Source organism: Streptomyces sp. B8-7, assembly GCF_058833805.1.
This window is the reverse complement of sequence record NZ_JBYRRL010000001.1, coordinates 1,972,031-1,997,040: the sequence shown is the minus strand read 5'-3', so window position 1 is coordinate 1,997,040 and position 25,010 is coordinate 1,972,031. Positions and strand designations below refer to the sequence as shown.

19 protein-coding genes and 7 tRNA genes are annotated in these 25,010 nt (G+C 75.8%); 10 read left to right on the top strand and 16 right to left on the bottom strand.

Annotated elements, in window-relative coordinates; genetic code table 11:
- Positions 1–19: 19 nt before the first annotated feature.
- Both AC5K6T_RS08435 and AC5K6T_RS08430 read right to left on the bottom strand, forming a co-directional pair.
- Positions 20–91, bottom strand: a tRNA-Val gene (locus AC5K6T_RS08435).
- A 39-nt stretch (positions 92–130) separates the two neighbouring features.
- Positions 131–577: an SRPBCC family protein gene (locus tag AC5K6T_RS08430; protein ID WP_493207024.1), complete on the bottom strand. Its 447-nt coding sequence runs from the start codon at positions 575–577 to the stop codon at positions 131–133.
- Between the two features lie 243 nt (positions 578–820).
- On the opposite strand from AC5K6T_RS08430, the gene AC5K6T_RS08425 reads away from it, so the two are divergent.
- The gene (locus tag AC5K6T_RS08425; RefSeq protein ID WP_493207023.1) at positions 821–3,166 is read left to right on the top strand and encodes an SCO7613 C-terminal domain-containing membrane protein; all 2,346 of its coding nucleotides are present in this window, start codon (positions 821–823) and stop codon (positions 3,164–3,166) included.
- A 317-nt stretch (positions 3,167–3,483) separates the two neighbouring features.
- Here the strand turns inward: AC5K6T_RS08425 and AC5K6T_RS08420 are convergent.
- Positions 3,484–3,555 (bottom strand) — tRNA-Val (locus AC5K6T_RS08420).
- A gap of 76 nt (positions 3,556–3,631) precedes the next feature.
- The gene (locus AC5K6T_RS08415; protein WP_493207021.1) at positions 3,632–4,087 is read right to left on the bottom strand and encodes a TIGR02611 family protein; all 456 of its coding nucleotides are present in this window, start codon (positions 4,085–4,087) and stop codon (positions 3,632–3,634) included.
- Positions 4,088–4,278: 191 nt separating this feature from the next.
- On the opposite strand from AC5K6T_RS08415, the gene AC5K6T_RS08410 reads away from it, so the two are divergent.
- A complete protein-coding gene (locus AC5K6T_RS08410) occupies positions 4,279–4,692 on the top strand; it encodes an SsgA family sporulation/cell division regulator (RefSeq protein WP_004002642.1) in 414 nt (137 codons plus the stop codon).
- Between the two features lie 393 nt (positions 4,693–5,085).
- Positions 5,086–5,646, top strand: coding sequence for a CGNR zinc finger domain-containing protein (locus tag AC5K6T_RS08405; RefSeq protein ID WP_493207019.1), 561 nt, complete (start codon positions 5,086–5,088; stop codon positions 5,644–5,646).
- A 208-nt stretch (positions 5,647–5,854) separates the two neighbouring features.
- On the opposite strand, the gene AC5K6T_RS08400 is transcribed toward AC5K6T_RS08405, so the two are convergent.
- On the bottom strand, positions 5,855–6,031 hold the full coding sequence (locus AC5K6T_RS08400) for a hypothetical protein (RefSeq protein WP_493207432.1): 177 nt from the start codon (positions 6,029–6,031) through the stop codon (positions 5,855–5,857).
- A 154-nt stretch (positions 6,032–6,185) separates the two neighbouring features.
- The gene (locus AC5K6T_RS08395; RefSeq protein ID WP_493207017.1) at positions 6,186–6,623 is read right to left on the bottom strand and encodes a hypothetical protein; all 438 of its coding nucleotides are present in this window, start codon (positions 6,621–6,623) and stop codon (positions 6,186–6,188) included.
- A gap of 882 nt (positions 6,624–7,505) precedes the next feature.
- On the opposite strand from AC5K6T_RS08395, the gene AC5K6T_RS08390 reads away from it, so the two are divergent.
- Complete coding sequence (locus AC5K6T_RS08390; protein ID WP_493207015.1) at positions 7,506–8,033, top strand: DsbA family protein; 528 nt, start codon at positions 7,506–7,508, stop codon at positions 8,031–8,033.
- Positions 8,034–8,080: 47 nt separating this feature from the next.
- Here the strand turns inward: AC5K6T_RS08390 and AC5K6T_RS08385 are convergent, their stop codons facing one another.
- The 3 genes from AC5K6T_RS08385 to AC5K6T_RS08375 all read right to left on the bottom strand — a co-directional run bounded on the left by AC5K6T_RS08385 (position 8,081) and on the right by AC5K6T_RS08375 (position 11,180).
- Positions 8,081–8,911 carry a GNAT family N-acetyltransferase gene (locus tag AC5K6T_RS08385; RefSeq protein WP_493207013.1) on the bottom strand — a complete coding sequence of 277 codons (831 nt, stop codon included), beginning with the start codon at positions 8,909–8,911 and terminating at the stop codon, positions 8,081–8,083.
- Between the two features lie 391 nt (positions 8,912–9,302).
- Entirely contained in the window at positions 9,303–10,124 is an 822-nt protein-coding gene (locus AC5K6T_RS08380) for an aminotransferase class IV (RefSeq protein WP_493207011.1), read from the bottom strand.
- Positions 10,125–10,127: 3 nt separating this feature from the next.
- The gene (locus AC5K6T_RS08375) at positions 10,128–11,180 is read right to left on the bottom strand and encodes a chorismate-binding protein (protein ID WP_493207009.1); all 1,053 of its coding nucleotides are present in this window, start codon (positions 11,178–11,180) and stop codon (positions 10,128–10,130) included.
- 177 nt (positions 11,181–11,357) lie between these two features.
- Here AC5K6T_RS08375 and AC5K6T_RS08370 point away from each other — a divergent pair.
- From AC5K6T_RS08370 to AC5K6T_RS08350, 5 genes are all read left to right on the top strand, one after another.
- Positions 11,358–11,430 (top strand) — tRNA-Gly (locus tag AC5K6T_RS08370).
- Between the two features lie 37 nt (positions 11,431–11,467).
- A tRNA-Cys gene (locus AC5K6T_RS08365) sits at positions 11,468–11,541 on the top strand.
- 1 nt (position 11,542) lies between these two features.
- Positions 11,543–11,614 (top strand) — tRNA-Val (locus tag AC5K6T_RS08360).
- Positions 11,615–11,657: 43 nt separating this feature from the next.
- Positions 11,658–11,729: transfer RNA gene (locus AC5K6T_RS08355), tRNA-Val, on the top strand.
- Between the two features lie 34 nt (positions 11,730–11,763).
- Positions 11,764–11,835, top strand: a tRNA-Val gene (locus tag AC5K6T_RS08350).
- A 53-nt stretch (positions 11,836–11,888) separates the two neighbouring features.
- Here AC5K6T_RS08350 and AC5K6T_RS08345 read toward each other — a convergent pair.
- The 3 genes from AC5K6T_RS08345 to AC5K6T_RS08335 form a co-directional block, all read right to left on the bottom strand.
- Positions 11,889–12,185, bottom strand: a complete 297-nt coding sequence (locus AC5K6T_RS08345; protein WP_493207007.1) for a TFIIB-type zinc ribbon-containing protein — start codon at positions 12,183–12,185, stop codon at positions 11,889–11,891.
- A gap of 104 nt (positions 12,186–12,289) precedes the next feature.
- The gene (locus AC5K6T_RS08340; RefSeq protein ID WP_493207005.1) at positions 12,290–13,204 is read right to left on the bottom strand and encodes a phosphotransferase family protein; all 915 of its coding nucleotides are present in this window, start codon (positions 13,202–13,204) and stop codon (positions 12,290–12,292) included.
- Positions 13,205–13,604: 400 nt separating this feature from the next.
- The gene (locus AC5K6T_RS08335; RefSeq protein WP_493207004.1) at positions 13,605–13,811 is read right to left on the bottom strand and encodes a hypothetical protein; all 207 of its coding nucleotides are present in this window, start codon (positions 13,809–13,811) and stop codon (positions 13,605–13,607) included.
- Between the two features lie 886 nt (positions 13,812–14,697).
- Between AC5K6T_RS08335 and AC5K6T_RS08330 the strand changes: the two genes are divergently transcribed.
- Positions 14,698–16,179 carry a serine/threonine-protein kinase gene (locus AC5K6T_RS08330; protein ID WP_493207421.1) on the top strand — a complete coding sequence of 494 codons (1,482 nt, stop codon included), beginning with the start codon at positions 14,698–14,700 and terminating at the stop codon, positions 16,177–16,179.
- A gap of 393 nt (positions 16,180–16,572) precedes the next feature.
- Here the strand turns inward: AC5K6T_RS08330 and AC5K6T_RS08325 are convergent, their stop codons facing one another.
- From AC5K6T_RS08325 to cbiE, 4 genes are all read right to left on the bottom strand, one after another.
- Positions 16,573–17,391, bottom strand: coding sequence for a TrmH family RNA methyltransferase (locus AC5K6T_RS08325; RefSeq protein WP_493207003.1), 819 nt, complete (start codon positions 17,389–17,391; stop codon positions 16,573–16,575).
- 64 nt (positions 17,392–17,455) lie between these two features.
- Positions 17,456–18,709, bottom strand: coding sequence for a uroporphyrinogen-III C-methyltransferase (gene cobA / locus AC5K6T_RS08320; RefSeq protein WP_493207001.1), 1,254 nt, complete (start codon positions 18,707–18,709; stop codon positions 17,456–17,458).
- Between the two features lie 363 nt (positions 18,710–19,072).
- Positions 19,073–23,386 carry a nicotinate-nucleotide--dimethylbenzimidazole phosphoribosyltransferase gene (cobT, locus tag AC5K6T_RS08315; protein ID WP_493207000.1) on the bottom strand — a complete coding sequence of 1,438 codons (4,314 nt, stop codon included), beginning with the start codon at positions 23,384–23,386 and terminating at the stop codon, positions 19,073–19,075.
- Between the two features lie 346 nt (positions 23,387–23,732).
- On the bottom strand, positions 23,733–24,953 hold the full coding sequence (gene cbiE, locus AC5K6T_RS08310; protein ID WP_493206999.1) for a precorrin-6y C5,15-methyltransferase (decarboxylating) subunit CbiE: 1,221 nt from the start codon (positions 24,951–24,953) through the stop codon (positions 23,733–23,735).
- Positions 24,954–25,010: the final 57 nt, after the last annotated feature.

Here is a 25,010-nt window from a genome sequence, read left to right as displayed (position 1 = left end):
GCGGACCGGCCTGTCCCGGTGGGCGATACTGGGTTCGAACCAGTGACCTCTTCGGTGTGAACGAAGCGCTCTCCCACTGAGCTAATCGCCCGGGAACGCACTGAACCATACAGGCCCCGGCGGGCTTCCTTCAAACCGCTCGGAGACGGGCCCGCAGGGCGCGCCGCCCGGCCCGCATCATCATCGCGTGGTTGGCCCGGAAGAAGGGGCGTCCGGGCACGGCGAGCGCGCGCAGCAGCGGCTTGGCGACCTCGACCTCCTGCTCGTAGCGGGCGAGGCTGCCGGTGCCGTGCGCGGTGACGGTCCAGCGGGCCCAGCCCTCCAGGTCCCCGCTCATGGCGACCTGAAGCACCCCCGCGGCCGGGTCGCGGCGGACCTCCCGCACGGTGAACGTCAGGCCGTAGGGCAGCAGGGAGCGGACCGTGACGACGCCCGTGATGTCGTCGAGGCGTTCCACCGCGCGGACCTGCGGCCACCAGCGGGGGTAGTCCTCGGCGTGCTCCAGGGCGGTGTAGACGGCGGCCGGCGGCGCGGGCAGGTACCACCGGCACCGGAAGCGGTAGCGGTTCCAGTCCATGAGCGCAGTGTGCCCGCTCGGGCCGTCCGCCGGGCCGCGGAAGCCTGTCACCCCCCGCGCACCCGGCCGCTCCCCGGGCTGGTGCGCGACCACGCCCGCGTACGGGGCGGCGCGTACGGGGCGGCGCGTACGGGGGCGGCGCGTACGGGGGCGGCGCGTACGGGGGCGTGGTCGCGCACTGAGTACGCGGTCTGAGTACGCGCACTCATGCCGGCCGCGGTGACGGCGGCCACACTCACCGGCATGACGCACATCCCGCCCCCGTCCGAGGAGTTGCGGCTCGTGGACGCCGAACTCCGCCGGCTGGACGCCCGCCGGACGCAGCTGCTGGTCCGCCGCGCCTGGCTGGTGTCCCAGCCTCCTTCCACACGCCCGCAGCCGGTCTCCTCGCCGCGTCCGGAGACCTCCGGGCCGGGCGTGCAGAACGTGCTGCTGTCGCTGGGTGGTGTGCTGCTGGCCGTCGCCGCGACCGCGTTCACCGTGGTGAGCTGGGGCAGCCTGGGCATCGGGGGGCGGGCGCTGGTGCTGGGTGTGGTGACCGCGGCGGCGCTCGCGGCGCCGCTGCCGCTGCTCCGGCGCGGCCTGGCCGCGACCGCCGAGTCGCTGGCGGGCGTGGCCCTGGCGCTGACCGCGCTGGACGCGTACGCGCTGCACCGGGTGGCTCTCGCGGACACGGACGGCACCGGGTACGCGGCCCTCGCGTCGGCCGTCCTGGCCGCACTGTGGGCCGGCTACGGCCAGGCGGCCGGCCGCCTGGCCGGGCGGGCGCTGCGGCTTCCCGCCCCGGCGGCACTGGTCGCCGCCCAACTTCCGCTGCTGCTGGGCGCGGTGGCGGCCGGCGCGGGCCCGTACGGCGTGTCGGCCGCGCTGCTGGTGACCGCGGGCTGCGACACGGCGGCCGCGCTCCGGCCGGCCGCGGGCCCGGCGCGTGTGGTCACGGTGTCCGCGGCATGCGTGCTGGGCGGATCGGGTGTGCTGGCGGCGGCCTGGCTGTCGGCGTCGGCGCACACCGCGGGTCCGGCCGCGCGCGCGGCGGCGCTGCTGCTGCTGGCCGCGGCGACGGCCCTGGGCGTCGCCTGGCGTTCGGCGCACCGGACGCTCGCCGTGGCGGCGGGAGTGGCGGCGGGGCTGCTCACGGTGGCCGCGCTGGGCTCGGTGCCGCGCGCGGTGCTGCCGGCGATGTGGGCCGTACCGGTTCATCTGGCCCTGGGTCTGGCGCTGTTGGCGGTGGTGCGGCTGTCGCGTGCGCCGGAGGCGGTGCGCTCCGGGGCGGTCCGCGCGTCGCTCGGCGTGCAGGGACTGGCGGTGGTGTGGACGCTGCCGGCGGTGGCGGTGGCGCTGCTGGGGCCGGTGAGCCGGCTCGGCCGTGTGTGGTCGGGGGCGCCGCGGGACGCGCGGCAGGCGGTGACGGCGGATGTGCCCTGGCCGCCGGACGCGGTGCTGGTGCCGGTGGTGCTGTGCGCGCTCGCCGCGGTGGCCGCGGTGGCGGCGCGGGACGCCGCACGGCGGGTGTGGGCCCGGGACACGGCGCTGGGTCTGGGCTGGGCGGCGGTGCTGGTGCTGCCCGCCACGCTGGAGCTGCCGTATGCGGCGGGCCTGGTGCTGCCGGGGGTCCTCGGGGTCGCCCTGCTGCTCGTGCGCCGGCTCGTGCCGACCGTGCTGGGCCTGGTGACGTCGGTGGTGCTGGCCCTGCTGTCGCTGGCCGCGCAGACGGCCACGGTGCTGGTGCTCGCGCTGCTGACGGTGGTGTGCGCGGCCCTGGCCCGGCGGCTGCTCCCGGCGGTTGCCGCGACCGGCCATGCGACCGCGCTGGCCTGCGCGGTGGGCGCCTGGCTCGGCTGGACGCCGGCCCACACGGCCCTGCTGGTGCTGCTGGTGCCCGCGGCGGTGGCCGGCTGCACGGCGCGCACGCGGGGTCCGGTCCGGGCGGAGGGTCCGGTCCGGGCGGCGCTGGAGGTGTCGGGCGCGGTCTGCGCGCTGGTCGCCGTGGGGCTCGCGGCCGCAGACGGGCCGGTGCTGGCCCTGGTGCTGTCCCTGTGCGGTGTGATCGCCACGGGTGTGGCGCTGCGTCCGGACCGGCACGCGGTCGGCGGTGCGGCGGCGGCCCTGTTCGTGCTGGCCACCTGGGTGCGGCTGGCGGCCTGGGAGGTGTCCGTCCCCGAGGCCTACACCCTGCCGGTGACGGTCCCGGCACTGCTGCTGGGGCTGGTGCGCAGGCGCCGGGACCCGCGGGTGTCGTCCTGGCAGGCGTACGGGCCGGGGCTGGCCGCGACGCTGGTGCCGAGTCTGGCGGCGGCGTGGACGGACCCGCACTGGCAGCGCCCGCTGGTCCTGGGCCTGGGCGCGCTGGCCGTGACGCTGCTGGGCGCCGGACACCACCTGCGGGCGCCGCTGCTGCTGGGCGGCTCGGCGCTGGCCCTGGACGCCCTGCACGAGCTGACGCCGTATCTGGTGCAGGTCGCCGACGCCCTGCCGCGCTGGGCGCCGCCCGCCCTGGCAGGTGCGCTCCTGCTGGCCCTCGGTGCCACCTACGAGCAGCGTCTGAGGGACGTCCGCCGCATGCGCGAGGCCCTGGGCCGCATGCGGTAGAACCGCAGAACCCGCGAAAGCCACCTCGCCCGCACAACGCACCCCACGGCGAAAAGCCCGCCGATTTCCCACCCCCGCAAGGAACCTGACACCCCCTCGGCAGAACTCCCCCGCTGCTCCCCCCGCCTAAAGCCGTCATGACGGCAGCGACCCTTCTGGAGAAATCCGGCCACCTTCTCCGGGAATGTTCGCGGGGATTTCCCCGCCCCGCGGCCAAAATCCTCCAATCCCACCTGGGCGAGAGGGGGTGGGGTGGGGTGGGGTGGGGAAAACGGGGGCAGCCCGTCTGCTGGTGCAGACGGGCCGCCGTGCCGGGGTGGGCGATACTGGGTTCGAACCAGTGACCTCTTCGGTGTGAACGAAGCGCTCTCCCACTGAGCTAATCGCCCGGGCGCAGGAAGAAGATTACCCCATGTCAGGGGGTGCCCGTGACCAGTGCCGACCGGCCGTCCGGGCCGCCGGTGATCACTGGTTCTCGATCTTCCAGGGCATGACGAGACCGAACTTCGCGAGGTAGAAGCCCACCAGGACGGCCACGATCACGAAGCCGACGGCCGTGAGGGTGATGTTGCGGCGGCGCACCTTGGGGTCGAGGGCCCGCTGGGCGGCCTCGGTCACCTTGCGTTTGGTCCAGCGCAGGACGAGCTGGGCCCACACGAACTCGGTCGCCCAGATCGCCATGCCGCCGAAGATCACCACCCAGCCGGGACCGGGCAGCGGCAGCATGATCACGCCGGCCGTCACGACCGCCAGGCCGACCACGAAGACACCGACCTGCCAGCTCACGTGGAGAGCCCGCCGCGCCTTGATGAAGTCCGGCGCCCGGGAGCCGAGCGCCCGCTCGTTCTTCGCCACGTCCGTCCCGGTGTCGTCCGCCGCCATGACCGTCGCCTCGCCCGGACCGTCACTCCCCGTATTCATACCGTCAAACACTACCGGACCGATTCCGGTCACCGCATTGGTCGTACCTTCCGAAGCCGCCCTCGGCCGGAAGAGTTACGTAAAGGCACGCAAAACACTCAGAGGGGTTTACAACGGCACCGTAGGTGGCATGTCGATTTCGCCGACGTGCGAATCCCCGAGCGCACACTGAGCGAAAGGCCCTGGCGCTTATGAACACCACGGTCAGCTGCGAGCTGCACCTGCGCCTCGTTGTGTCGAGCGAGTCCTCCCTGCCTGTCCCCGCAGGCCTGCGGTACGACACGGCCGACCCCTACGCCGTGCACGCCACCTTCCACACCGGAGCCGAGGAGACCGTCGAGTGGGTGTTCGCCCGCGACCTCCTCGCCGAGGGCCTGCACCGGCCCACGGGAACCGGCGACGTCCGCGTCTGGCCGTCGCGCAGTCACGGTCAGGGCGTCGTGTGCATCGCCCTGAGCTCTCCGGAGGGCGAGGCTCTGCTCGAGGCCCCGGCGCGGGCTCTGGAGTCGTTCCTGAAGCGGACGGACGCCGCCGTACCACCCGGCACCGAGCATCGGCACTTCGACCTGGATCAGGAGCTGTCCCACATCCTGGCGGAGAGCTGAGCGAACCCCCACAGACAGCCCGGCGCCGTCCACTCGGGGAGACGGCTCGGGCCCGGACAACCGCATACGGCACACACCGGCGTCGTCGCCGCGGTCCTCCGCGGCTTCGGCGCCGGTTCCGCGTGCCGCGGGGCCTGCGGCAGGGGCACGGTTCCACCGCCCCGCACCGGGCCCGGAATCCGCCGCGGGGCCGGGCCGGGGGCAGGGTCGTGGCCTCCGGGCCGGGGCGGGTGGCCTCCGGGTCCGGTGCGGGGTGGTGGGCGGGAAGGACCGCGGGTACGTGGGCGTTGTAAGGACATCACGGGCGGAGCCCCTTCCGGTGCGGCCGGGAGCCACTACGATCGGCCAGCATCCGCGGGCGCCCGCCCGACCCCAGGCCAGGGAGAGCAAAACGTGCTGATCACCCACGACGCCCGGTGCGCCCTCGACACTGTGGTGGATCTGGTGAACACCGCACCGGAGGACGAGGCGTCCCCCGACGGGCTGCCCGATGTGCCGACCCTCGAGGAGTTCGTACGAAACCACGAGGTCAGTGACGTCGGCACGCTGTCGGAGTTCGACCTGGCCGCGGTGCGCAAGGTCCGCGGGAGGTTTGCGGCCATCTTCGCCTCCCCCGACGCCCGCGCCGCCGCCGGGCTGATCAACGAGCTCGTCGCGGCCGCGGGCACGACCCCCCGGCTGACCGACCATGACGGCTACGACTGGCATGTCCACTACTTCGCTCCGGGCGCCTCCCTCGCTGATCACCTCGCCGCGGACTGCGGCATGGCGCTGGCCTTCTTCGTCGTGGCCGGGGAGCAGGAGCGACTGCGCAGGTGCGAGGCGCCGGACTGCCGGCGCGCCTTCGTCGACCTCTCCCGCAACCGGTCGCGGCGTTACTGCGACAGCCGAACCTGCGGCAACCGGCTGCATGTCGCCGCCTACCGGGCACGCCGCAAGGAGGCGACGGGCTGAGGCGGCCTCCGGCCCGTCCGGACGGCTCGCGCGGCCCGGTGCCGCATCCGGGCCGGACCTGCACCCGGCCTCGTCCGGACGTGCGCCTGGGTGACGCCGGACCGGTCTGCCGTCCGGGGCTCGGGGAACGCCGCCCCGGGCGGACCGGACGTCGTCCCGGGGTCCGACGCGGCCCCCGGCGGATGGCGCCGGGGAGCGCGGGTACGGATCACAGCAGCAGCAGGTCGTGCAGCGCAGCCATGAGCAGCAGACTCCCGATCACCGCAAGGAAGATCATCAGCGGTGGCTGGGAAAGGGCGAAGAGGCACCCGCGCGGCTCGTCCTTCGGCGGCGCGGCATCGCTCTGTGTGGTGTCCAGCATCTCGCGGCCGATGATGACGCACACCGCGCCCTTGACACCCTCAACACGCCCACTGGGAGCGGCAGTTCGCCGGATTACGTGACACGCGTCGAACGTCGGCCGCCGGGTGTGCGATTCACCCCGGTACGGCAGGCTCGGGGAGCTCCCGGGTCAGGGAGTCGCCGGGCTCACCCGGCGGTCATATGCCGTGCTTCTTCAGGATCGCCTCGATGTCGCTGAAGTCGTCGGGCTCGCCGCGAGTGGCGGGCTGCCGCCGGGACGCCCCACCGGCGGTCGGGCCGAGGGCCGGGGCCGCAGCCTGCGGGGCGACGACCTCACGCTCCTCTGCGGTGGCCGCCGTGCGCTCCTCGCCGCCGGTTCCGCGGCGCCGCTCCACCGCGCGGGTCGTGGCGAACAGCGCCCAGGACACACCCAGCACTCCGATGCCGGCCCAGGCGGTCGGGCTGAAGGCGGTGTCGGCTATCCAGTCGACCACGCCCGTCATCACCAGGCCGAGCGGCACCAGGGCGTAGGCCGCGATTCTGGCAGCCGCCAGGAAACGCCGGCGGTACGCGGTGACCGCGGCGATTCCGAGCCCGGCCGCGGCGACGGCGGAACACACGGTCTCGGCAATCATCCGGATCCTCCAGGCGCTCTCGGTCGGAGACGGTGGGTTGTTCCTTCCATCCTGCACCTGTGGTGGGGTGCTGGGCCATGGGCGGAGGGGACATCAGGGACATCTCCGGGTCGTCTCCTCCGCGAGTCGGGGTCGGACCTCAGGGTCGGACCTCGGGACGGGCCCATGGGACCGAGCCTGGGGGGACCGGGCCCCGGGGCCGACGTCCGGGCCGGCCTCGGAAGGCACGGCCTCGGAAGGCCTCTGTGCGCCCACCGCGACGGACCGCCCCACGGCCGGCCACCGGCCCTCCGGCGCGGAGACGCCCGCCGCCCCGGCAGAAGCCCTGCACCAGCGAGCCACCCCCTCCCCTGCCCGAACAGTCCGGACAGCCGCGGGACAGTCCGGACAGCCGCGGGTCGGCGGACCGGCAAGCCGACCGCCACCACCGCGGGCGGGCACCGTCGGCACCCCGGACACCAACGACGCCCCGGACACCAGCGACGCCACGGACGCCACGGCGCCACGGACACTGTGGGCACCACAGGAACTACAGGCGCCACAAGCACCACAGGAACTACAAGCACCGAAAGCACCACAAGCATCGCAAGCACCGCAAGCATCGCAAGCACCAACGGCACCGCAGGCGATCCCAGCCGCAGCTCCCCGACCAGAACAGACCACACCACATCAGGCCACTTCAGAAGACGAGGGAATGATCGAAACGGCAGAGAACGCATCAGGGCGAGGCGAACAGCACCGAGTCGGGATCAGTCCGGCCGCGTCCGGTGGGCGTCCCCGGCGGGGTGCGGAACCAGGCCGTGCGCCGCGTACCGGGCAGGTGGCCGGGGAGCATCGACGGCCGGATTGGGGCGCGCGGACGCGGCCTGGAAGACTGAGCGCATGAGCGACCCCTCCTCCGCCTCCCCGCGCCCGACGGCCCCCGTCCTCGACGTCTGGTGCGAGCTGCAGTGCCCGGACTGCCGTACCGCCCTGGACGACCTCCGTGCGCTGCGCGACCGGTACGGTGACCGGCTGGAGCTGCGGCTGCGGCACTTCCCGCTGGAGAAGCACAAGCACGCCTTCGCCGCCGCGCAGGCCGCCGAGGAGGCCGCGGAGCAGGGCCGGGGCTGGGCGTATGTGGAGGCGGTGCTGGGCCGTGTGGCCGAGCTGGACGCCGGGGGCGAGGCGTTCCTCGTCGACGTGGCACGGGAACTGGGCCTGGACGCCGAGGAGTTCGACACGGCTCTGATCGACGGCAGGCACATCCTGATCGTCGACGCCGACCAGGCCGAGGGGAAGGCGATCGGCGTGACGGGCACGCCGACCTACGTCATCGACGGCGAGCGCCTCGACGGCGGCCGGAGCCAGGAGGGCCTGCGCGAACGCATCGAGGAGATCGCGGACCGCCTGCTGGCCGAGCCGGTCTGACCCGGGCCGGGGCGGCGGCCTTCAGACCCGGGCCGGGGCGGCGGCCTTCAGAGCAGTTGCTTGTACAACGTGTACTGCACCGTCCGGTAGCCCAGCGACGCGTACAGCCTCTCCGCCGGGGTGTTGCCCGCGAACACGTTGAGCCCGAGACGCCGCCGCCCCGCGGACACCGCCTGCGCCTCGGCGAGCAGCATCAGGGAGCGTCCGTGGCCGCGCCCGCGGAAGCGTTCCGCGGTCTCGACGTCGAACACGTACGCCGCCCCGTCCGCGGCGAGGGCGAGCCACAGGGTGCCGACGGCCTCACCGTCGTGGTCCAGCACACTCAGCACGGCGTCGGGTGTGCGCAGCCCCTGCGGGAGGAGGTGTTCCTGGTCGCGCCGGGACTTGGCCCAGGCCTCGGCCTCGGGGACGCCCCGCTCGATCCAGTCCCGGGCGTAGTCGGCCATGCTGCGCTCGTTCCAGGGCCCGAACTCGTCCGGGGTCATCGGCCGGGCCCTGCTGCCGTCGGGGAGGGCCGGCGCGGTGGCGCCGAGTTCCTTCTCCATGCCCCGGTTGCGGTGGACGTAGCCGAGGGCCGTGGCGAGGCGCAGGGCGGGGGCCGCGTCGGCGGGCACGGCGATCTCGACGCGGGCGCAGCCCCAGCCGCGGACCACCTCCTCGGCGGCCAGCGCGGCGACGGTGCCCCGGCCGCGCCGACGGTCCGGCTGCTGCACACTCAGGTCGCGGATCTGCGCGACGGCAGGCCCGAACACCGGATGGGTGGCCAGGTGTATCGCGCCGACGGGACGGCTGTTCACGCACACCGCGAAACGGCGCGACAGTGCCCCGTCGGAGGCGCGCTGGAGCGGCTCGGTCGGCCGCAGGGTCGTGGTCATCATCCGTGTTCTACCCGCCGACGCGCGCGACGGCAGCCGATTTACGTCCTGGATCCGGTCCCGCGGCCTCGGCGCGAGGAGCGCCGCGTGCCCGGCGTCCCGAGCGGGCGGCACGGTGCCGTTATGGGCCACGGGCACCGGGCCTCGGCCCCGGGGCCACGGACACCGGGCCTCGCAGGCCAAGTTTTCAGCCCCCGGCCACGGACACCAAGCCCCAGCCCCCGGGCCACGGACACCAAGCCCCAGCCCCCGGGCCACGGCTACGCCCCGGCCGCGGGGCATGCACGGCGGGTACGCCGCGAGGGGCCGGTGGTCCGGAAGCCGGGCCCCGCCCCGCCGGTCCGGACGTCGGTGGCGGACCGGGGGCCCGGCCTCGGGCACGCCCCGGAGGGCATCAGGGGTCCAGGTCGTCGGAGGAGCGTTCGTCGAAGAGGCGCATCGCCTTGGCGGTCACCGGGCCCGGTGCGCCGGGCAGCAGGCGGCCGTCGATGCGGTGCACGGCCTGTACGTCGCGCAGGGTGGAGGTGAGGAACACCTCGTCGGCGTGGCCCAGGACGTCCAGGGGGAGGTCGGTCTCCTTGGCGCCGGTCCACTCCGCGGCCAGTTGACGGGTGATGCCGGCCAGGCAGCCGGAGGTGAGCGGCGGGGTGTGGAGCTCGCCGTCGAGGACGACGAACACGTTGGAGCCGGTGCCCTCGCAGAGCTGTCCGACGGTGTTGGCGAAGAGGGCCTCGGAGGCGTCCTGGGCGTGGGCGCGGGCGAGGGCGACGACGTTCTCGGCGTAGGAGGTGGTCTTCAGGCCGGTGAGGGCGCCGCGTTCGTTGCGGGTCCAGGGGACCGTGACGACGGCGGTGGAGTCGGGGCGGCGGGTGGTCTCGCCGAGGGCGACGACCAGGGTGGGGCCGTGGGTGCCGCGGTCGGAGCCGAGGGGGCCGTGGCCGCCGGTGTAGGTGATGCGCAGTCTGCCGAGCGGCATGGGGTTCGCCTCGATGACGGCCGCACAGGCGTGGCGGACCTCGTCGAGGTCGGGGTCGGGCAGGCCGAGGCCGTGGGCGGAGCGGGTCAGCCGGTCCAGGTGGCGGGTGAGGGCGAAGGGGCGGCCGTGCACCGCCTTCACCGTCTCGAACACGCCGTCGCCCACGGTCAGGCCGTGGTCGAGGACGGAGACGCGGGCGGACTCGGTGTCCTGCAGTACGCCGTCGAGCCAGATCTTCACGTGCTAGAACCCTTCTCCACCGGTCTCGTACGTCCCCGACGCTACCGCGAGCAGCCGGGCGGCCTTCAGTTCGGTCTCGCGCCACTCCCCCTCGGGGTCGGATCCCCAGGTGATGCCGGCGCCGGTGCCGAAGCGGAGTACTCCCCGGGTCCGGTCGACCCAGAAGGTGCGGATGCCGACGGCCAGCTCGGCGGTGCCGCGGTCGGCGTCGACCCAGCCGATGCCACCGCAGTAGGGGCCGCGGGGTGCGGTCTCCAGGTCTGCGATGATCCGCAGGGCGCTCGACTTGGGCGCGCCGGTGACCGAGCCGGGCGGGAAGGCGGCGGCGAGCAGCTCGGGCCAGCCGGCGTCGTCGCGGAGGGCGCCGCGGACGGTGGAGACGAGGTGGACCAGGCCCGGGTGCTTCTCCACGGCGCACAGGTCGGGCACGGTCACGCTTCCGGTGGCGCAGACGCGGCCGACGTCGTTGCGGACCAGATCGACGATCATGACGTTCTCGGCGTAGTCCTTCGGCAGCAGGTCCGCCTCGGTGCGCCCGGTGCCCTTGATCGGGCCGGACTCGATGATCCGGCCGTCCCGGCGCAGGAACAGCTCGGGGGAGGCGGTGGCGATCTCCACGCCGTGCGCCGGCAGCCGGATCGTGCCTGCGTACGGGGCGGGATTGCCGCGGGCGAGCAGCGCGGTGAGCGCGTCGACGTCTGCTCCGCCGCCGATGCCCGGGGCGAGGGGGGCGGAAAGGACGCGGCAGAGGTTCGCCTGGTAGACGTCGCCGGCCGCGATGTGCTCGCGGATCCGGCGGACGCCCGCGGTGTACGCGGCGCGGTCGAGGGAGGACGTCCAGTCGGTGGCGGCCGGGCCGCGCCATGCGCCGGGAACGGGCGCGGGCACCGGCTGGGTGCGGACATCGGCGAAGCGGGCGCAGGTCAGGCGGCCCTCGAAGTCGGCGCAGACGGCCCAGAAGCCGGTGGAGTCCAGGGCCGAGGGGTCGTCGGTGACGTCGAGGAGGCCGGTGGCGACACGGTCGCCGAAGCGGGCCAGAGGAGCGAGGTCGAGCACGCTGTCGAGTCTAGGGCGGGCGTCCCGCCGGTGAGCCGGGCGTGCCCTCGCGGGGCTCCTGCCGGGTCGCCGGGCAGCGCGGACGCAGCACGCTGCACAAACGCGTTTTTGTACTGGCCCAGGAATCCGCTAGAGTTCAACACGTCGCCGGGCCGCGCAAGCGGACCGAAACGACAGGCGGACGTAGCTCAGTTGGTAGAGCGCAACCTTGCCAAGGTTGAGGTCGCGAGTTCGAGCCTCGTCGTCCGCTCGTAGGAAGTGGGGGTCTCCCGATCCCCTACACTCCTGGTGGAGTGGCCGAGAGGCGAGGCAACGGCCTGCAAAGCCGTCTACACGGGTTCAAATCCCGTCTCCACCTCCAAGGACGATTAGCTCAGCGGGAGAGCGCTTCCCTGACACGGAAGAGGTCACTGGTTCAATCCCAGTATCGTCCACTGGTCCGGACCGCTCCGGACCCGGTCCGCAAGGATCATCCCCGCGCGATTAGCTCAGCGGGAGAGCGCTTCCCTGACACGGAAGAGGTCACTGGTTCAATCCCAGTATCGCGCACGCAGTGCCCCCGGCTCTCCGGCCGGGGTCCCGAGGACGATTAGCTCAGCGGGAGAGCGCTTCCCTGACACGGAAGAGGTCACTGGTTCAATCCCAGTATCGTCCACACCCCGAAGCCCCCGGCCGTCCGGCCGGGGGCTTCGTCGTGGGCGGTGCGGCTCAGCTGGAGAAGAGCATGCGGCCGAAGCCCTTGTGCCGGCGGTGGCCGCCGTAGTGGCCGCCGTGGCCGCCGTGCGGAGCGCCCCAGGCGGGGGCGTGCGGGGCGGCCGGGTAGGGCTGCGGAGCGACCGGCGGCGCGGGCGGGGCCGGCGGCTGCGCCCACTGGGACTCCATCCGGGTCAGGGCCTCCAGCTCGCCGTAGTCGAGGAAGATCCCCCGGCAGTTGGAGCACTGCTCGATCTGGACGCCGCTGCGGTTGTAGGTGTGCATCGCCGCGTGGCACTTCGGACACTGCATGGTCGGCTCAACTCCTCGCCGTTCGGTCCTGCTTCGGACGTCTTCTGGACAGACTCCGTCCCGCCGCCCACGGTTGCACGCGACATGGCGGAAGTCGTCGCGGGTCACGGTGACACGGAACACATGCGCGCGCACGCGTCGACCAGGGCCTGCTCCACCTCGTCCAGGGCGCGGCCTGCGGCGACGGCCTTCGCGATCGCGGTGGCGGCGGTCTGGACGGTCAGCGCGCGGGCCGGCGTGTCCAGGGCCGGCCACGGGTCGCCGTCCGGCGGCACGGCCGGCCCGCCGTGGGCGCGGTAGGAGGCCAGGAAGCGGGCCCACTCCCCGGGTGGCAGCAGGCCGCAGGCGTACCAGGCGGCCGGGCGGGCCAGATCCCAGGCGGGTACGCCGGTGCCGAGGTCGTCGACGTCGATGAGGCGCCACGGGCCGTCGGGGGCCGGGTGACGCACGAGCTGTCCAAGGTGCAGGTCGCCGTGGCAGAGGGTGCCGGTGTCCGGCATGGGACTCTCGCCGCGGGCCCAGCCGGGCAGGGTGCGCCAGGCGCGCAGGACGGGCGCGGCGGCCGCGTGGGCCGGGGCACCGCCGCACAGCCGGGCGACCGCGCGGGCGGCCTTCGCGGGGCCGCGCATCGGGGGCAGCCCCGCAGGGGCGGGCGCGCGGTGCAGTGCGGCGAGGAGGCTGCCCAGGGCCTCCCAGGGGGCGGCGTCCGGGTCACCGGGGTCGACGGGGGCGCCGTAGGGCCAGAACGTGACCAGGCGGCCGTGCAGCGGGACGGGGTCCGGCGCGAGGGGCCGCAGCAGCGGGCCGGACAGATCGGCGGCCGCGGCGAGGCGGGCCGCGAGGGTGTCCGGGGCGGTGCCGGGCGCATGCGCCTTGGCGACCGCGGTGCCGTGCCGTACGACGATGACGTCCGGCCGTTCCGCGAGCGCGCCGCCCGCACCGCAGGCACACGGCCCGCCGCGCGGGTGGGCCGCACGACGGGCCCTGACACTGAGCTCCGACAGCAGGTCCGCGGTCACATCTCCCCCAGGTGGCTCTGCCCGCGAGGGTACGGCAGCGGTCCTGCGATGCCCGCGGCGCAGGGACGGCAGGCGGCAGGCGGCAGGCGGCAGGCGGCAGGCGGCAGGCGGCAGGCGGCAGGCGGCAGGCGGCAGGCGGCAGGCGGCAGGCCACGGTGCCACGGAACGGTCGCGGCGCGGCGCGACGGTGAGGGCCGGGGCCCGGAAACGGCAACGCAGACTCAGACAGCCGGGAGGCCGGGAGGCCGGGAGGCCGGGAGGCCGGGAGGCCGGGAGAAGGTAATGCCGGCGCAGCTCCCCAGCTGCGCCGGCATCTGTGCCGTCCGCCGCACCCCCGTCCCCACGGGGCTATGGGTGGATGTCCCCGCCCGGACCGCTCTTCCGGGCCTGGGGTCGCCGCTCAGCGCCCCAGCATCACGCCCACGGACGACGCCTGTGTGGCCACTGTCTCCCAGCCGTCGAAGACGACGAGGAGCAGGACCGCCAGGGGAAGGGCCATGGCCGTGGCCACCAGCGGGTGGCGGCGCCCGGTACGGCGGGGACGGAAGGCGGAGTACGCCCTGCGTCCCTGGGCGCGGAGCGCTGTCCGCGGTGCCGTGTGGGCCATGCCCCTCTCCTGACCTGATTCGGTTGACGTCTGGCAGCGGCGGGCGTCCGACCTCGGGGGACGAGTGCTGCACCCGCCGCTTGACCTCAAATCTAGGGGCGGGGCGGGTGCCGGGCGTCATGCCCTCGTACCGATTGCCGGGCCTCCCGGAGGATGAGCCGTCCGGCCGCGTGTACTCCCCAGGGTGGAGACCCGGGTCCGGCTCTCGGGGTCTTCCCGGAGGGGGTGTCCGGTCCGTCCGGGTGCGCCGGGTGCGCCTGGTGCGTCCGGTCCGTCCGAGCCGACCGTGTCGGGCGAACCATGTCGGGCGGACCGTGTCGGGTGGACCGTCCGGCCGGGACACGGGACGACGGGACGACGGGACGGCGGGACGGCGGATCGACGGGACGACGGGACGGCGGATCGACGGGACGACGGGACGACGGGACGACGGATCGACGGGACCGCGGATCGACAGGGCGACGGGACGACGGGGCGGCGGATCGACGGGGCGGCGGATCGGGGTGTGGGCTTGCGGGAGGGGCCGGCCGCGTAGGGGCGTACGGGGGCCGCCGAGGTGACTTCACTCACTTCCGCCGCCTCGGGGCGTGCGCCCGGCGGCTCCTCGGGCGGCGGCCCGCCCCGCGCCGGGGCGGGCGTGCAGGCCGCGGCGGCACGGTCGGCGGCCGTGTCCGCACCGTCACGCTCCGCGGCCTCAACCCCCCGTGGATCTCTGGCTGTTGGAATCACCCGTTGGAACGGGTCGGCCGTCGTGCGCGGTGTCTGACCGTTCCTCAAGTCTGCTGCTCGGCACCGACAATCGATCGGGCCGAGAGGGCGCGGCCTCTGCGCGCTCACGGCCGCAGACTCGTAAGCTGTGCCACGTCACACGGACCGGGCAGCGGGGATGAACATGGCGATGATGCGCCTGAGGCGCGAGGACCCGCGCGTCGTCGGCTCGTTCAAGCTGCACCGGCGGCTCGGCGCGGGCGGCATGGGTGTGGTGTACCTGGGCTCCGACAAGAAGGGGCAGCGGGTCGCGCTGAAGGTGATCCGGCCCGATCTCGCGGAGGACCAGGAGTTCCGGTCGCGGTTCGCCCGCGAGGTGTCCGCCGCCCGGCGGATCCGCGGCGGGTGCACGGCCCGGCTGGTCGCGGCGGATCTGGAGGCGGACCGGCCGTGGTTCGCCACCCAGTACGTGCCGGGACCGTCGCTGCACGACAAGGTCGCCGAGGAGGGCTCGCTGGGTGCGGCGGACGTCGCCGCGGTCGGCGCCGCCCTGTCGGAGGGGCTGGTGGCGGTGCACGAGGCCGGGGTGGTGCACCGCGATCTGAAGCCGTCGAACATCCTGCTCTCCCCCAAGGGCCCCCGGATCATCGACTTCGGCATCGCCTGGGCGACCGGCGCGTCCACGCTCACGCACGTGGGCACCGCGGTCGGTTCCCCCGGGTTCCTCGCCCCCGAGCAGGTGCGCGGTGCGGCCGTGACGCCGGCCACCGACGTGTTCTCGCTGGGTGCCACGCTCGCCTACGCCTGCACCGGCGACTCCCCGTTCGGCCACGGCAGTTCGGAGGTGATGCTGTACCGGGTGGTGCACGAGGAGCCCCAGTTGCAGGGGGTGCCGGACGCGCTGGCCCCGCTGGTGCGGGCGTGTCTGGCGAAGGACCCCGAGGAACGGCCCAGCACGCTCGACCTGTCGCTGCGGCTGAAGGAGATCGCCGCCCGCGAGGCGCAGATCCTGCTCGACGGGCGGCCGCCCGCGCCGCGCCCTGCGGAGCCGGACCGGCCTGCGGGGCGGCTCGCGGAGACCTACCCCGAGCAGCAGCGCCGCCGGACCCGGCCGCCTCAGGGCACGCCGGCCGCGCCGCGGGGCACGGCGTCCTCCCGGGGTTCCGCCGCCGCCCGGGGCGCGTCGCCGTCGCGGGGCGGCGGCACCGCCTCGCGCGGGGGCTCCGCCTCACGTGGCGGCTCCGCCCCGCGCAGCGGTACGGGGTCGCGGCCGGGAACGGCGGGGCCCACTCCGGTGCCTCGCGGCACGCCCCCGCCGCGTGCTTCCACGCGCGGCGGCAGCGGAGCCCGGCCCGTGCCGCGCGGCGGCCGTCCGGCGCCCCGCACGACGGGCACCAGGCTGCGGCCGGCCAATCCGCGCCTGCTGCGGCAGCGGCTGTTCGTGTTCGTCGTGGTCACCCTGCTGGTGGCGCTGGGGATCGCCCTGGTGCAGGGCTGCGAGGGCGCGGCCCGGGGGTTCGGCGGCGACGTCCGGCGCGGCCCGGCCGACCGGCAGGAGCAACCGGCGGCGGCCCATCCTCCGCCGGGGCAGCGGCAGTCGGTCTCCCAGGGGTCCACGCCGGTGGCGGGCCGGCCGGCCGCGCAGCCGGGGCACGTCTGACGGTCCGGCCGCCCGCACGGCGACGGCGCGGCAGGGTGCGCGACGGGTCGCACACCCGGACCACGCGCACCCGGATCGCCCGTGCGATACGCGTCGGCCGCCCGCACCGTACGCACCCGGCGGGCCCCCGACCACGCGCACGGCGCCCGTCTGGGGCCACGCGCACGGCGCCCGTCCGGGGCCACGCGCACGGTGCCCCTCCGGGACCACGCGCACGGTACCCGTCCGGCGGGTGCACCGCCCGACCGCACGGCACAGGCGCGGCGCGCATCCGGAGGGCACACGACAGCCCGCACGGCGCGCGCCCTGCCGTACGCGCGGGCCCAGGGCCTCCCGCCCCGTCCAGTCCGCGGCCTCCCACTGCACGCCTGGGGACGGCCCGCAGCGACCGCTCTACGCCTGAGGACGGCCGGTGGCGACGGCGTAGAAGGCGACCGCGGCGGCCGCGCCGACGTTGAGCGAGTCCACGCCGTGCGCCATCGGGATGCGCACCCACTCATCGGCGGCGACCAGGGCCTGGGTGGACAGGCCGTCGCCCTCCGCGCCGAGCATCAGCGCCACCCGTTCCATGCGGTGCGGCGCGGCCTCGTCCAGGCTCCTCGCCTTCTCGTCGGGGGTGAGGGCCAGCAGCGTGAACCCGGCCTCGCGGACCGAGTCGAGCCCCCTGGGCCAGGTGTCCAGCCGGGCGTACGGCACGGAGAACACCGCGCCCATGGAGACCTTGACGCTGCGCCGGTACAGCGGGTCGGCACAGTCCGGGGAGAGCAGTACGGCGTCCATGCCGAGGGCGGCCGCGGAACGGAAGATCGCACCGATGTTGGTGTGGTCGTTGACGGACTCCATCACCACCACACGGCGGGCGGCGCGCAGGAGTTCGGACGCCGACGGCAGCGGCTTGCGCTGCATGGAGGCGAGCGCCCCGCGGTGCACGTGGTAGCCGGTGACGCGTTCGGCGAGTTCCGGGCTGACCGCGTACACGGGTGCGGGAAGCTCGTCGATGACGTCGCGCATGACGTCGACCCACTTCGCCGAGAGCAGCATCGAGCGCATCTCGTACCCGGCGTCCTTGGCCCGGCGGATGACCTTCTCCCCCTCGGCGATGAACAGGCCCTCGGCGGGTTCTCGCGTGCGGCGCAGTTCCACGTCGGTCAGGCCCGTGTAGTCGCACAGGCGCGGGTCGTCGGGGTCGTCAACGGTGATGAGATCGGCCACAGGGTGATACTGCCTTGTCGTACGGGTGGTGCCAACGGCTCGGAAGCGGGTGAGTTACCTCGGGTTACGCCTGCCGGGGTCCGGCACCCCCGAGGTGTTCCGGGCCGACCCGGACGACCTCGCCGATGACGACGACCGCGGGGGGCCGTACGTCCTGGGCGGTGACGGTCTCGGCGACCGTGCCGAGGGTGGCGTCGACGCGGCGCTGCGCGGGGGTCGTGCCCTCCTGGACCAGCGCGACCGGGGTGTCCGGCGACCTGCCGTGGGCGACGAGGGTCTCGGCGATCTTCCCGATCTTGTCCACGCCCATCAGGACCACGAGTGTGCCGGTCAGCGCGGCCAGCGCCGGCCAGTCCACCAGGGACCGTTCGTCGTCGGGGGCGATATGCCCGCTGACCACGGTGAACTCGTGGGCCACACCCCGGTGCGTGACGGGGACGCCGGCCGCCGCGGGGACCGAGATCGAGCTGGAGATGCCGGGCACGACCGTGCAGGGGATGCCCGCCTCGGCGAGGGCCTGGACCTCCTCCATGCCGCGGCCGAAGACGTAGGGGTCGCCGCCCTTGAGCCGCACCACGGACCTGCCCTGTTTGGCGTGCTCGATGAGGGCGTTGTTGATGGCCTCCTGGGCCATGAACCGGCCGTAGGGGATCTTCGCGGCGTCGATCACCTCGACGTGCGGCGGCAGTTCGGCGAGCAGGTCGCGTGGGCCGAGCCGGTCCGCGATGACGACGTCGGCCTCGGCGAGCAGGCGGCGGCCGCGGACCGTGATCAGGTCCGGGTCGCCCGGCCCGCCGCCGACGAGGGCGACGCCGGGGGTGCGGGTGCGGTGGTGGGGGGCGACGAGGGTGCCGTCGCGCAGCCCCTCGACGACCGCGTCGCGGACGGCGGCCGTGTGGCGGGGGTCGCGGTGGCGGGAGTCGGTGGTGAGGACCGCCACGGTGACGCCCTCGCTGTGGCCGGTCGCGGGGGTCCAGGCGGTGGCCGCGTCGGCGTCGTCGGAGCGTACGCACCACACGCGGTGCCGCTCGCCCTCCGCGGAGGCGGCGGCGTTCGCCTCGGGGTCGCTGGTGGCGATCAGGGCGTACCAGGCGTCGGCGAGGTCGCCCTCGGCGTACGGGCGGCGCAGCCAGGTGATCTCGCCCGCGTCCGCCATGGCCTCGACCGAGGCGGTGGCCTCCGGGGAGACCAGGACGATCCGTGCGCCCGCCGCGATCAGCGAGGGCAGGCGGCGCTGGGCCACCTGGCCACCGCCGAGGACGGCGACCTTGCGGCCGGTCAGGCGGAGGCCTACCGGGTAAGCGGGGTGTTCGGCCATGAGGGGCGGCTCCTCGTCCAGGCGGAGGGGTGCGGGCGCTGCGCCGTCGGAGCGGCCCTGACGTGCGGATTTTAGTCGGCTGCCGGGCGTGGCGGCAGGGGTGGCCCGGATCCGGGTGCCCGGCCCGGCCCTGTGGCCGGGCCCGCGCCCGCCCCCGGACGCCCCGGCACGGGAGGTTCCGTGGCGTGCCCGCGCTCCCGTGCGCCGTCCGGTGGTGCGGCGCCGGCGCGCCGGACCGGCTCCCGGCGCACGGCCCCGCCCTCGCGTCCGGGGCCGTCCCGCGGGTGATCCGTACCCGGGTGCCGGACCGCGCGCCCCGCGGGGCGGTCCGGTGCTCACGAGCCGGCCCGCCCCGCGGTGCGACTACTTCTCGGTGACCCCGGCCGAGTCGAAGGTGGCCACCTCGTGCATCGCCCGTGCGGTGCTCTGCACCAGCGGCAGGGCGAGCAGGGCGCCGGTGCCCTCGCCGAGGCGGAGATCGAGGTCGACCAGGGGGCGCAGGCCGAGCTTGTTGAGCGCGGCCACATGGCCGGGTTCGGCGCTGCGGTGCCCGGCGATGCAGGCGGCGAGCACCTCGGGGGCGATCGCGCGGGCCACCAGGGCGGCGGCTCCGGCGCTGACGCCGTCCAGGATGACCGGCGTGCGCAGGGAGGCGCCGCCGAGCAGGAGGCCGACCAGCGCCGCGTGCTCCAGGCCGCCGATGGCCGCCAGCACGCCGACGGGGTCGGCCGGGTCGGGCCGGTGGAGCTCGATGGCGCGGCGGACGACCTCGGTCTTGCGGGCGAGGGTCTCGTCGTTGATGCCGGTACCGCGGCCGGTGACCTCGGCCGGATCGGTGCCGGTGTAGACGGAGATCAGGGCGGCGGACGCGGTGGTGTTGGCGATGCCCATCTCACCGGTCAGCAGGGCCTTGTTGCCGGCCGCCACCAGGTCGCGGGCGGTCTCGATGCCGACCTCGACGGCCTGCTTGACCTCCTCGCGGGTCAGGGCGGGGCCGGTGGTCATGTCGGCCGTGCCGGCGCGGACCTTGCGGGGCAGCAGTCCGGGAGTGGCGGGCAGGTCCCCGGCCACGCCGACGTCGATCACGCACACCTCGGCGCCGACCTGGTGGGCGAAGGCGTTGCAGACCGCTCCCCCGCCCAGGAAGTTCGCCACCATCTGCGCGGTGACCTCCTGCGGCCACGGGGTGACGCCCTGGGCGTGTACGCCGTGGTCACCGGCGAAGATCGCGACGGCGGCGGGTTCCGGGATCGGCGGCGGGCACTGCCGGGACAGCCCGGAGAGCTGCGCGGAGATGATCTCCAGCATGCCGAGCGCGCCGGCCGGCTTGGTCATGCGCTTCTGCCGCTCCCACGCCTCGCCGAGCGCCTTGGCGTCCAGCGGGCGGATCTGCGCGACGGTCTCGGCGAGCAGGTCGTGCGGCTCCTCACCGGGCAGGGCGCGGCGGCCGTACGTCTCCTCGTGCACCACCCACGACAGCGGGCGTCTCCTTGACCAGCCGGCCTGCATCAGCTCGGGCTCGTCCGGGAACTCGTCCACGTACCCGACGCACAGGTACGCGATGACCTCCAGGTGCTCGGGCAGGCCGAGGGCACGGACCATCTCGCGCTCGTCGAAGAAGCTGACCCAGCCCACGCCGAGGCCCTCGGCGCGGGCGGCGAGCCACAGGTTCTCCACCGCGAGGGCGGCGGAGTACGGGGCCATCTGCGGCTGCGTGTGACGGCCCAGGGTGTGGCGGCCGCCGCGGGTCGGGTCCGCGGTGACGACGATGTTGACCGGGGTGTCGAGGATCGCCTCGATCTTGAGTTCCTTGAACTGCTTGGCCCGGCCCTTGGGCAGCGATCTGGCGTACGCCTCGCGCTGGCGGGCCGCGAGTTCGTGCATGCCGCGGCGGGTCTCGGCGGACCGGATGACCACGAAGTCCCAGGGCTGCGAGTGGCCCACGGAGGGCGCGGTGTGGGCCGCCTCCAGCACCCGGAGCAGGACCTCGTGCGGGATGGGGTCGCTGCGGAAGCCGTTGCGGATGTCACGGCGCTCGCGCATCACCTTCAGCACGGCGGCGCGTTCGGCCTCGTCGTACGCGGGCGCGGCGGGGCCGGCGGCGGGAGCGGGGCCTGCCCCGGGCGCGCCCGGGGCCGCGCCGTGCCCGGCCTCGGCGCCGTGCCCGGCCTCGGCGGTGGAGGCGTCGTCGGGCACGGCGTCGGGGCCGGGCGCGGCGTCGGGGCCGGGCGCGGCGTCGGGGCCGGGCGCGGCGTCGGGGCCGGGCGCGGCGTCGGGGCCGGGCGCGGCGTCGGGGCCGGGCGCGGCGTCGGGGCCCTCGGTGCCCTCCGCCGCGCCTGCGGCGGCCTCGTCGTCCTGGTCGGCGACCCGTGTGTCCAGGTCGTCGCCGTGCTGCACGAGGTCCGGGCCGTCGGCCGCCTCGGGGGCCGCGTCCCGCTGCGCGGGGACGGGGACCGGGTGCGGCACTGCCGGGGCGGGGTGCGGGGTGCCGGGCACGGCGGCCCCCTCGGGCAGCTGCTGGTCCGGGTGCCCGACCGCCTGGGGGCCCGCCGGCGCGGACAGGGCCTCCGGGACGGACGGCGCCGCCGCTGCCGGAGCGGCTGCCGCTGCCGGGATCGCGGCGTCGGCCGGGGCGGCGGCGGGCGCCGGCGGCGCGACCGGGTCCACGGCGGGCGTGCCGCCCCGCAGCTCCGTCACGCCGTTCGGGGTACCGCCGGCCTGGTCCGGGACCTGGAGCGAGGGGTCTTCCGCCTCCGGCGCGGGGGCGGGCGCGGCCTCGGGCTCGGGCGGGCCTTCCTGGGCAGGGTCGGCCGTTGCGGCCGGGGCGGCGGGTGCGGCCGGGTCGGCCTGTTCCGGTGCCGGGTCGGCCTCGGAGGCGGGGGGTTGCCCGGGGGCGGACTCCGGCCCGGGAGCGGGAACGGGCTGCAGAAGGGCTCCCACGGCAGAGGCGGCGTCGGGGCCGGCGGCGTCCGGAGCGGCCCCGTCCGGGCCCGGCAGCCCTGGCCCGGGGGCCTGGCCGACGGGGGCATCGGGGCCGGCGGCCTCGGGAGCCGCTCCGGTGCTCCCCGCGGGACGCACCGCCTCTGCGGCGGGCGCGGCGGCGGGCGCGGGGGCATGCTGCGGCCCGGCGGGCCCGCCCTCGGCACCCTGCGGGTGGGCGGGGCCGGCCGGGAGGGGCTCCTGGTCCGGCCGGGAGTCCTGGCCGGGCGCGGCGACCCGCGGCGCCGAATCCGGCGCCGGGGCCGCGTCCGCCGCGTGCCGGACCTGGCCGGCTCCGGCTCCGGCTTCGGCTTCGACTGCGGCGGCCGCGGACGGGGCCTGACCGGCTCCGGCGGCTTCGGCCGGCGCGTCCTGCGCGGGCGGCCGCACGCCGTCGGCGGACGGAGGCGGCACGGTGGCGTCGGCCGGCTCCGTGGCGGCCTCGGGGGCCGGCGCCGCGCCGTCCGTGACCTGCCCCGCCTCCGCCACCTCCACGACGGGTCGGGGCGCGACGACGACCTGCGCGGGCACCGGACCGGCGGCAGCCGCCTGCGGTGCGGCCTCGGCCGGGGCGACCGGCTCCGCGGTGCCGGTCGCGGCGGCCTGCTCCGGCGCGGCCTCCGCCGCGGGCACGCCCCCGACGGGAGCCTCGTCGGCGGCGTCCTGGCCGGGCTCGTGCGGACCGGGCTGCCGGCCGGACTGGTGCGGCCCGGGCTCCTGCCCGGCCGCGTGGGTCGGGGCAGGTCCGCCCGGCTCGCCCCCGGACTCCGGCAGCTCTCCGGCGCCGGGCCCGCCTCCGACGGCCTGGGCGCCCACGTCCGTGGTCCCGGCGTCCGAGGAGCCCGCCGCGTCCTGCACGGGCTCGGCGTCGGAACCGGCCCCGGCGCCCTCGGGGCCGGTGGCGACCGCCTGCCCCCGGCCCAGGTCCTGCACGGCGACGTCCCCGCCGGCCGCGAGCGGCTGCACGGTGTCGGCGGCGGCCTCGCCCGCGGCGCCCTCGGGCACCGCGGTGGAGGCCGCATCGGTGCCGTGCGCGGCGCCGTCCCGGGCCGGCGCCGCTCCGGCCTGCGTGGCCAGCCGGGCCATCACGGCCTGGGCGGCTCCCACCGGCTCGGGCCGCGGGGAGGCCGCCGGGTCGGCCGCTTCCCCGGCCGGGGCGGGCGCGGCGGCCGGTGCCGCTCCGGGCTCCGCCGGAGGCGCGCCGTCCGCCGGGCCGGCCACCGCCGCGGGGGCGGGCTGTGCGGGCGCCGGGGCGGTCCACGGCGTCGCGCCCTGAGGGCCGGCACCCGGCGGGGGGCCGGGCTGCCGTACGGGCGTGCCGGCGGGGCCGCGGTCGGCGAGGGAACGGACCGGGCCGGCGGACGGGCTGGGGATGGGCGGGCCCAGGTGCAGCGGGCGGCGGGACGCGGCGGGGGCGGGGTTGGGGAGGCGGACCTCGGTGAGGTCGACGGAGCCGGTGTCGCGGCCGCCGGTCTGGTGCGGGTCCGGCTGGTGGACGGCTTCGACGACCGGTTCGGGCGCCGGCGGGGCGACCTCGTTGCCCCAGGCGCTCTGGGCGCCCGGCAGCAGCAGGTCCTCGTCCTCGGCGGGGCTCTCGGAGACGTAGGCGTACGCGCCGTGCCCGGGAACGCCCGGCTGCTCCGCCGCGTCTGCGTTCTCCGGCAGTCCCTCGGCCGGGACCTGGCCGGTGTCGGTCATGCGAACCCCTCGCCCATCGGTTAGTGCCTCTACAACCAGCTCACCCGGAACGGCGCACCGACCGCCCCGCAGTGAAGAACGAGCGTGCGTGTCCAGCGGCACGAACGACCCGCCCGGAAAAGGCGACAAAGCCATTCCGTGGCATTGTCGCTGGCCTGCCGCCGTCATGACAGCGCGATCCGCAAGGGTCCGCTGTGGACTGCGCCACGTTGCGCATCCTCCGGTTTCGCCGTACCACACTCGGTCCAAATCGGGCGTGCTTTCCGGACATTGACCGACGAAGCGCCGGGTGACCGCGTGCGGTACGACGATCGGCCAGCCTACCGCGCGCGGTACGACAACCGGATCACGGGGAGCGTTCCGGCAGCACTCCGGACAGCAGGAACGCCACGCTCCGCTCCTTCTCGGTCCAGTCGCGGGGGTCGAGTTCCAGCGACTGGAGAAGGGCGCACTCCACGTCGTAACCGTGCTCCGTCAGGTCCCGGCCGAGGAGTTCGGCGGCGTCGCGGGTGGCGGCGTCGGCGACGATGCGGCGCGGGCGGCGGTCGGCGACCGCGGAGACCACGGCCGCTCCCCCGCCGCCGACCCGGACGACGTCGGGTTCGGGGAGGTCCTCCAGGGCGTGCGGGGCGGTGCCGTGCACGATCTGCATCTGCACCGCGAAGCGGCGCGCGGCGGCGTCGGTGCGGGCGCAGGCCGCGGGGTCGCGGTCGACGGCCAGGACGGCGGCGCCGGCGCGGGCGGCCTCGGCGGCGAAGGCCCCGGCGCCGCACCCGATGTCCCAGACCAGGTCGCCGGTGCGCGGGCCGAGCCGGGCGAGCTGGGCGGCACGCAAGAGCTGCGCCTCGCCCTCGCCCAGCGGGCCGTCGTAGGCGTCGGCGGGCTGGGTCCAGCCGCGCGGGCCGGCGGCCGGGTCGCGGCCGGCGAACCATCCGCTGCCCTCGGGGGCGGCGCCGGGGGCGGCGCGTCCTCCGGCGACGATGACGACGTTCGGGTCGCGCCAGGTGTGGTCGGCCGCCTTGTCCGAGGTGACGACGGTGACCTGTTCGCGTGCGGTGCCCAGTTCCTCGCAGATCACGAAGGTGCGGTGGACGCCCTCCAGGAGCAGGCCGAGTTCGGCGGGGCCGGCACCGGGCGAGGTGAGGACCGCCACTTTGGTGTGGGCCCGGCATACATTCACCGCGCGTCGCAGGGTTCGGCGATGTGCGACGACCACTTGGGCGTCGTCCCAGGGCATGCCGGCACGGGCGAAGGCGGCGGCGACGGAGGAGACCGCGGGCACGACTTCGATCTCCAGTCCGAACTCGGGGTCGCGCAGGGTCCGTACGACGCCGAAGAAGCCGGGGTCGCCGTCGGCGAGCACGACCGCGCTGCCCCGGTGGGCGGCGATCCGGCGGGCGGCGAGGGGGACGCTGCCGAGCCGGATGCGTTCGGCGGCGGGGGGCACCTCGGGGAGCGCGAGGTGGTGGGCCGCACCGGCCACCAGGGTGGCGGCGCCGAGGGCGGCGTGTGCCGCGGCGGTCAGCGGCGAGCCGTCCCAGCCGATCACCGTGACCCGGTCGGCCATCGTCGTCAGTCTCCAGGGGGGTCGTCGCGCGCGATCGCCGCGCGGGAGCCCTCGCGC

What these genes read in the sequence shown, in the direction of transcription:
- cobA (WP_493207001.1), bottom strand. Translation starts at nt 18,709, where the DNA reads ATGGCCGAACACCCCGCTTACCCGGTAGGCCTCCGCCTGACCGGCCGC.
- AC5K6T_RS08345 (WP_493207007.1), bottom strand. Translation starts at nt 12,185, where the DNA reads ATGCAGTGTCCGAAGTGCCACGCGGCGATGCACACCTACAACCGCAGC.
- AC5K6T_RS08410 (WP_004002642.1), top strand. Translation starts at nt 4,279, where the DNA reads ATGAACACCACGGTCAGCTGCGAGCTGCACCTGCGCCTCGTTGTGTCG.
- cbiE (WP_493206999.1), bottom strand. Translation starts at nt 24,953, where the DNA reads ATGGCCGACCGGGTCACGGTGATCGGCTGGGACGGCTCGCCGCTGACC.
- AC5K6T_RS08330 (WP_493207421.1), top strand. Translation starts at nt 14,698, where the DNA reads ATGAACATGGCGATGATGCGCCTGAGGCGCGAGGACCCGCGCGTCGTC.
- AC5K6T_RS08390 (WP_493207015.1), top strand. Translation starts at nt 7,506, where the DNA reads ATGAGCGACCCCTCCTCCGCCTCCCCGCGCCCGACGGCCCCCGTCCTC.
- cobT (WP_493207000.1), bottom strand. Translation starts at nt 23,386, where the DNA reads ATGACCGACACCGGCCAGGTCCCGGCCGAGGGACTGCCGGAGAACGCA.
- AC5K6T_RS08425 (WP_493207023.1), top strand. Translation starts at nt 821, where the DNA reads ATGACGCACATCCCGCCCCCGTCCGAGGAGTTGCGGCTCGTGGACGCC.
- AC5K6T_RS08335 (WP_493207004.1), bottom strand. Translation starts at nt 13,811, where the DNA reads ATGGCCCACACGGCACCGCGGACAGCGCTCCGCGCCCAGGGACGCAGG.
- AC5K6T_RS08385 (WP_493207013.1), bottom strand. Translation starts at nt 8,911, where the DNA reads ATGATGACCACGACCCTGCGGCCGACCGAGCCGCTCCAGCGCGCCTCC.
- AC5K6T_RS08430 (WP_493207024.1), bottom strand. Translation starts at nt 577, where the DNA reads ATGGACTGGAACCGCTACCGCTTCCGGTGCCGGTGGTACCTGCCCGCG.
- AC5K6T_RS08415 (WP_493207021.1), bottom strand. Translation starts at nt 4,087, where the DNA reads ATGAATACGGGGAGTGACGGTCCGGGCGAGGCGACGGTCATGGCGGCG.
- AC5K6T_RS08395 (WP_493207017.1), bottom strand. Translation starts at nt 6,623, where the DNA reads ATGATTGCCGAGACCGTGTGTTCCGCCGTCGCCGCGGCCGGGCTCGGA.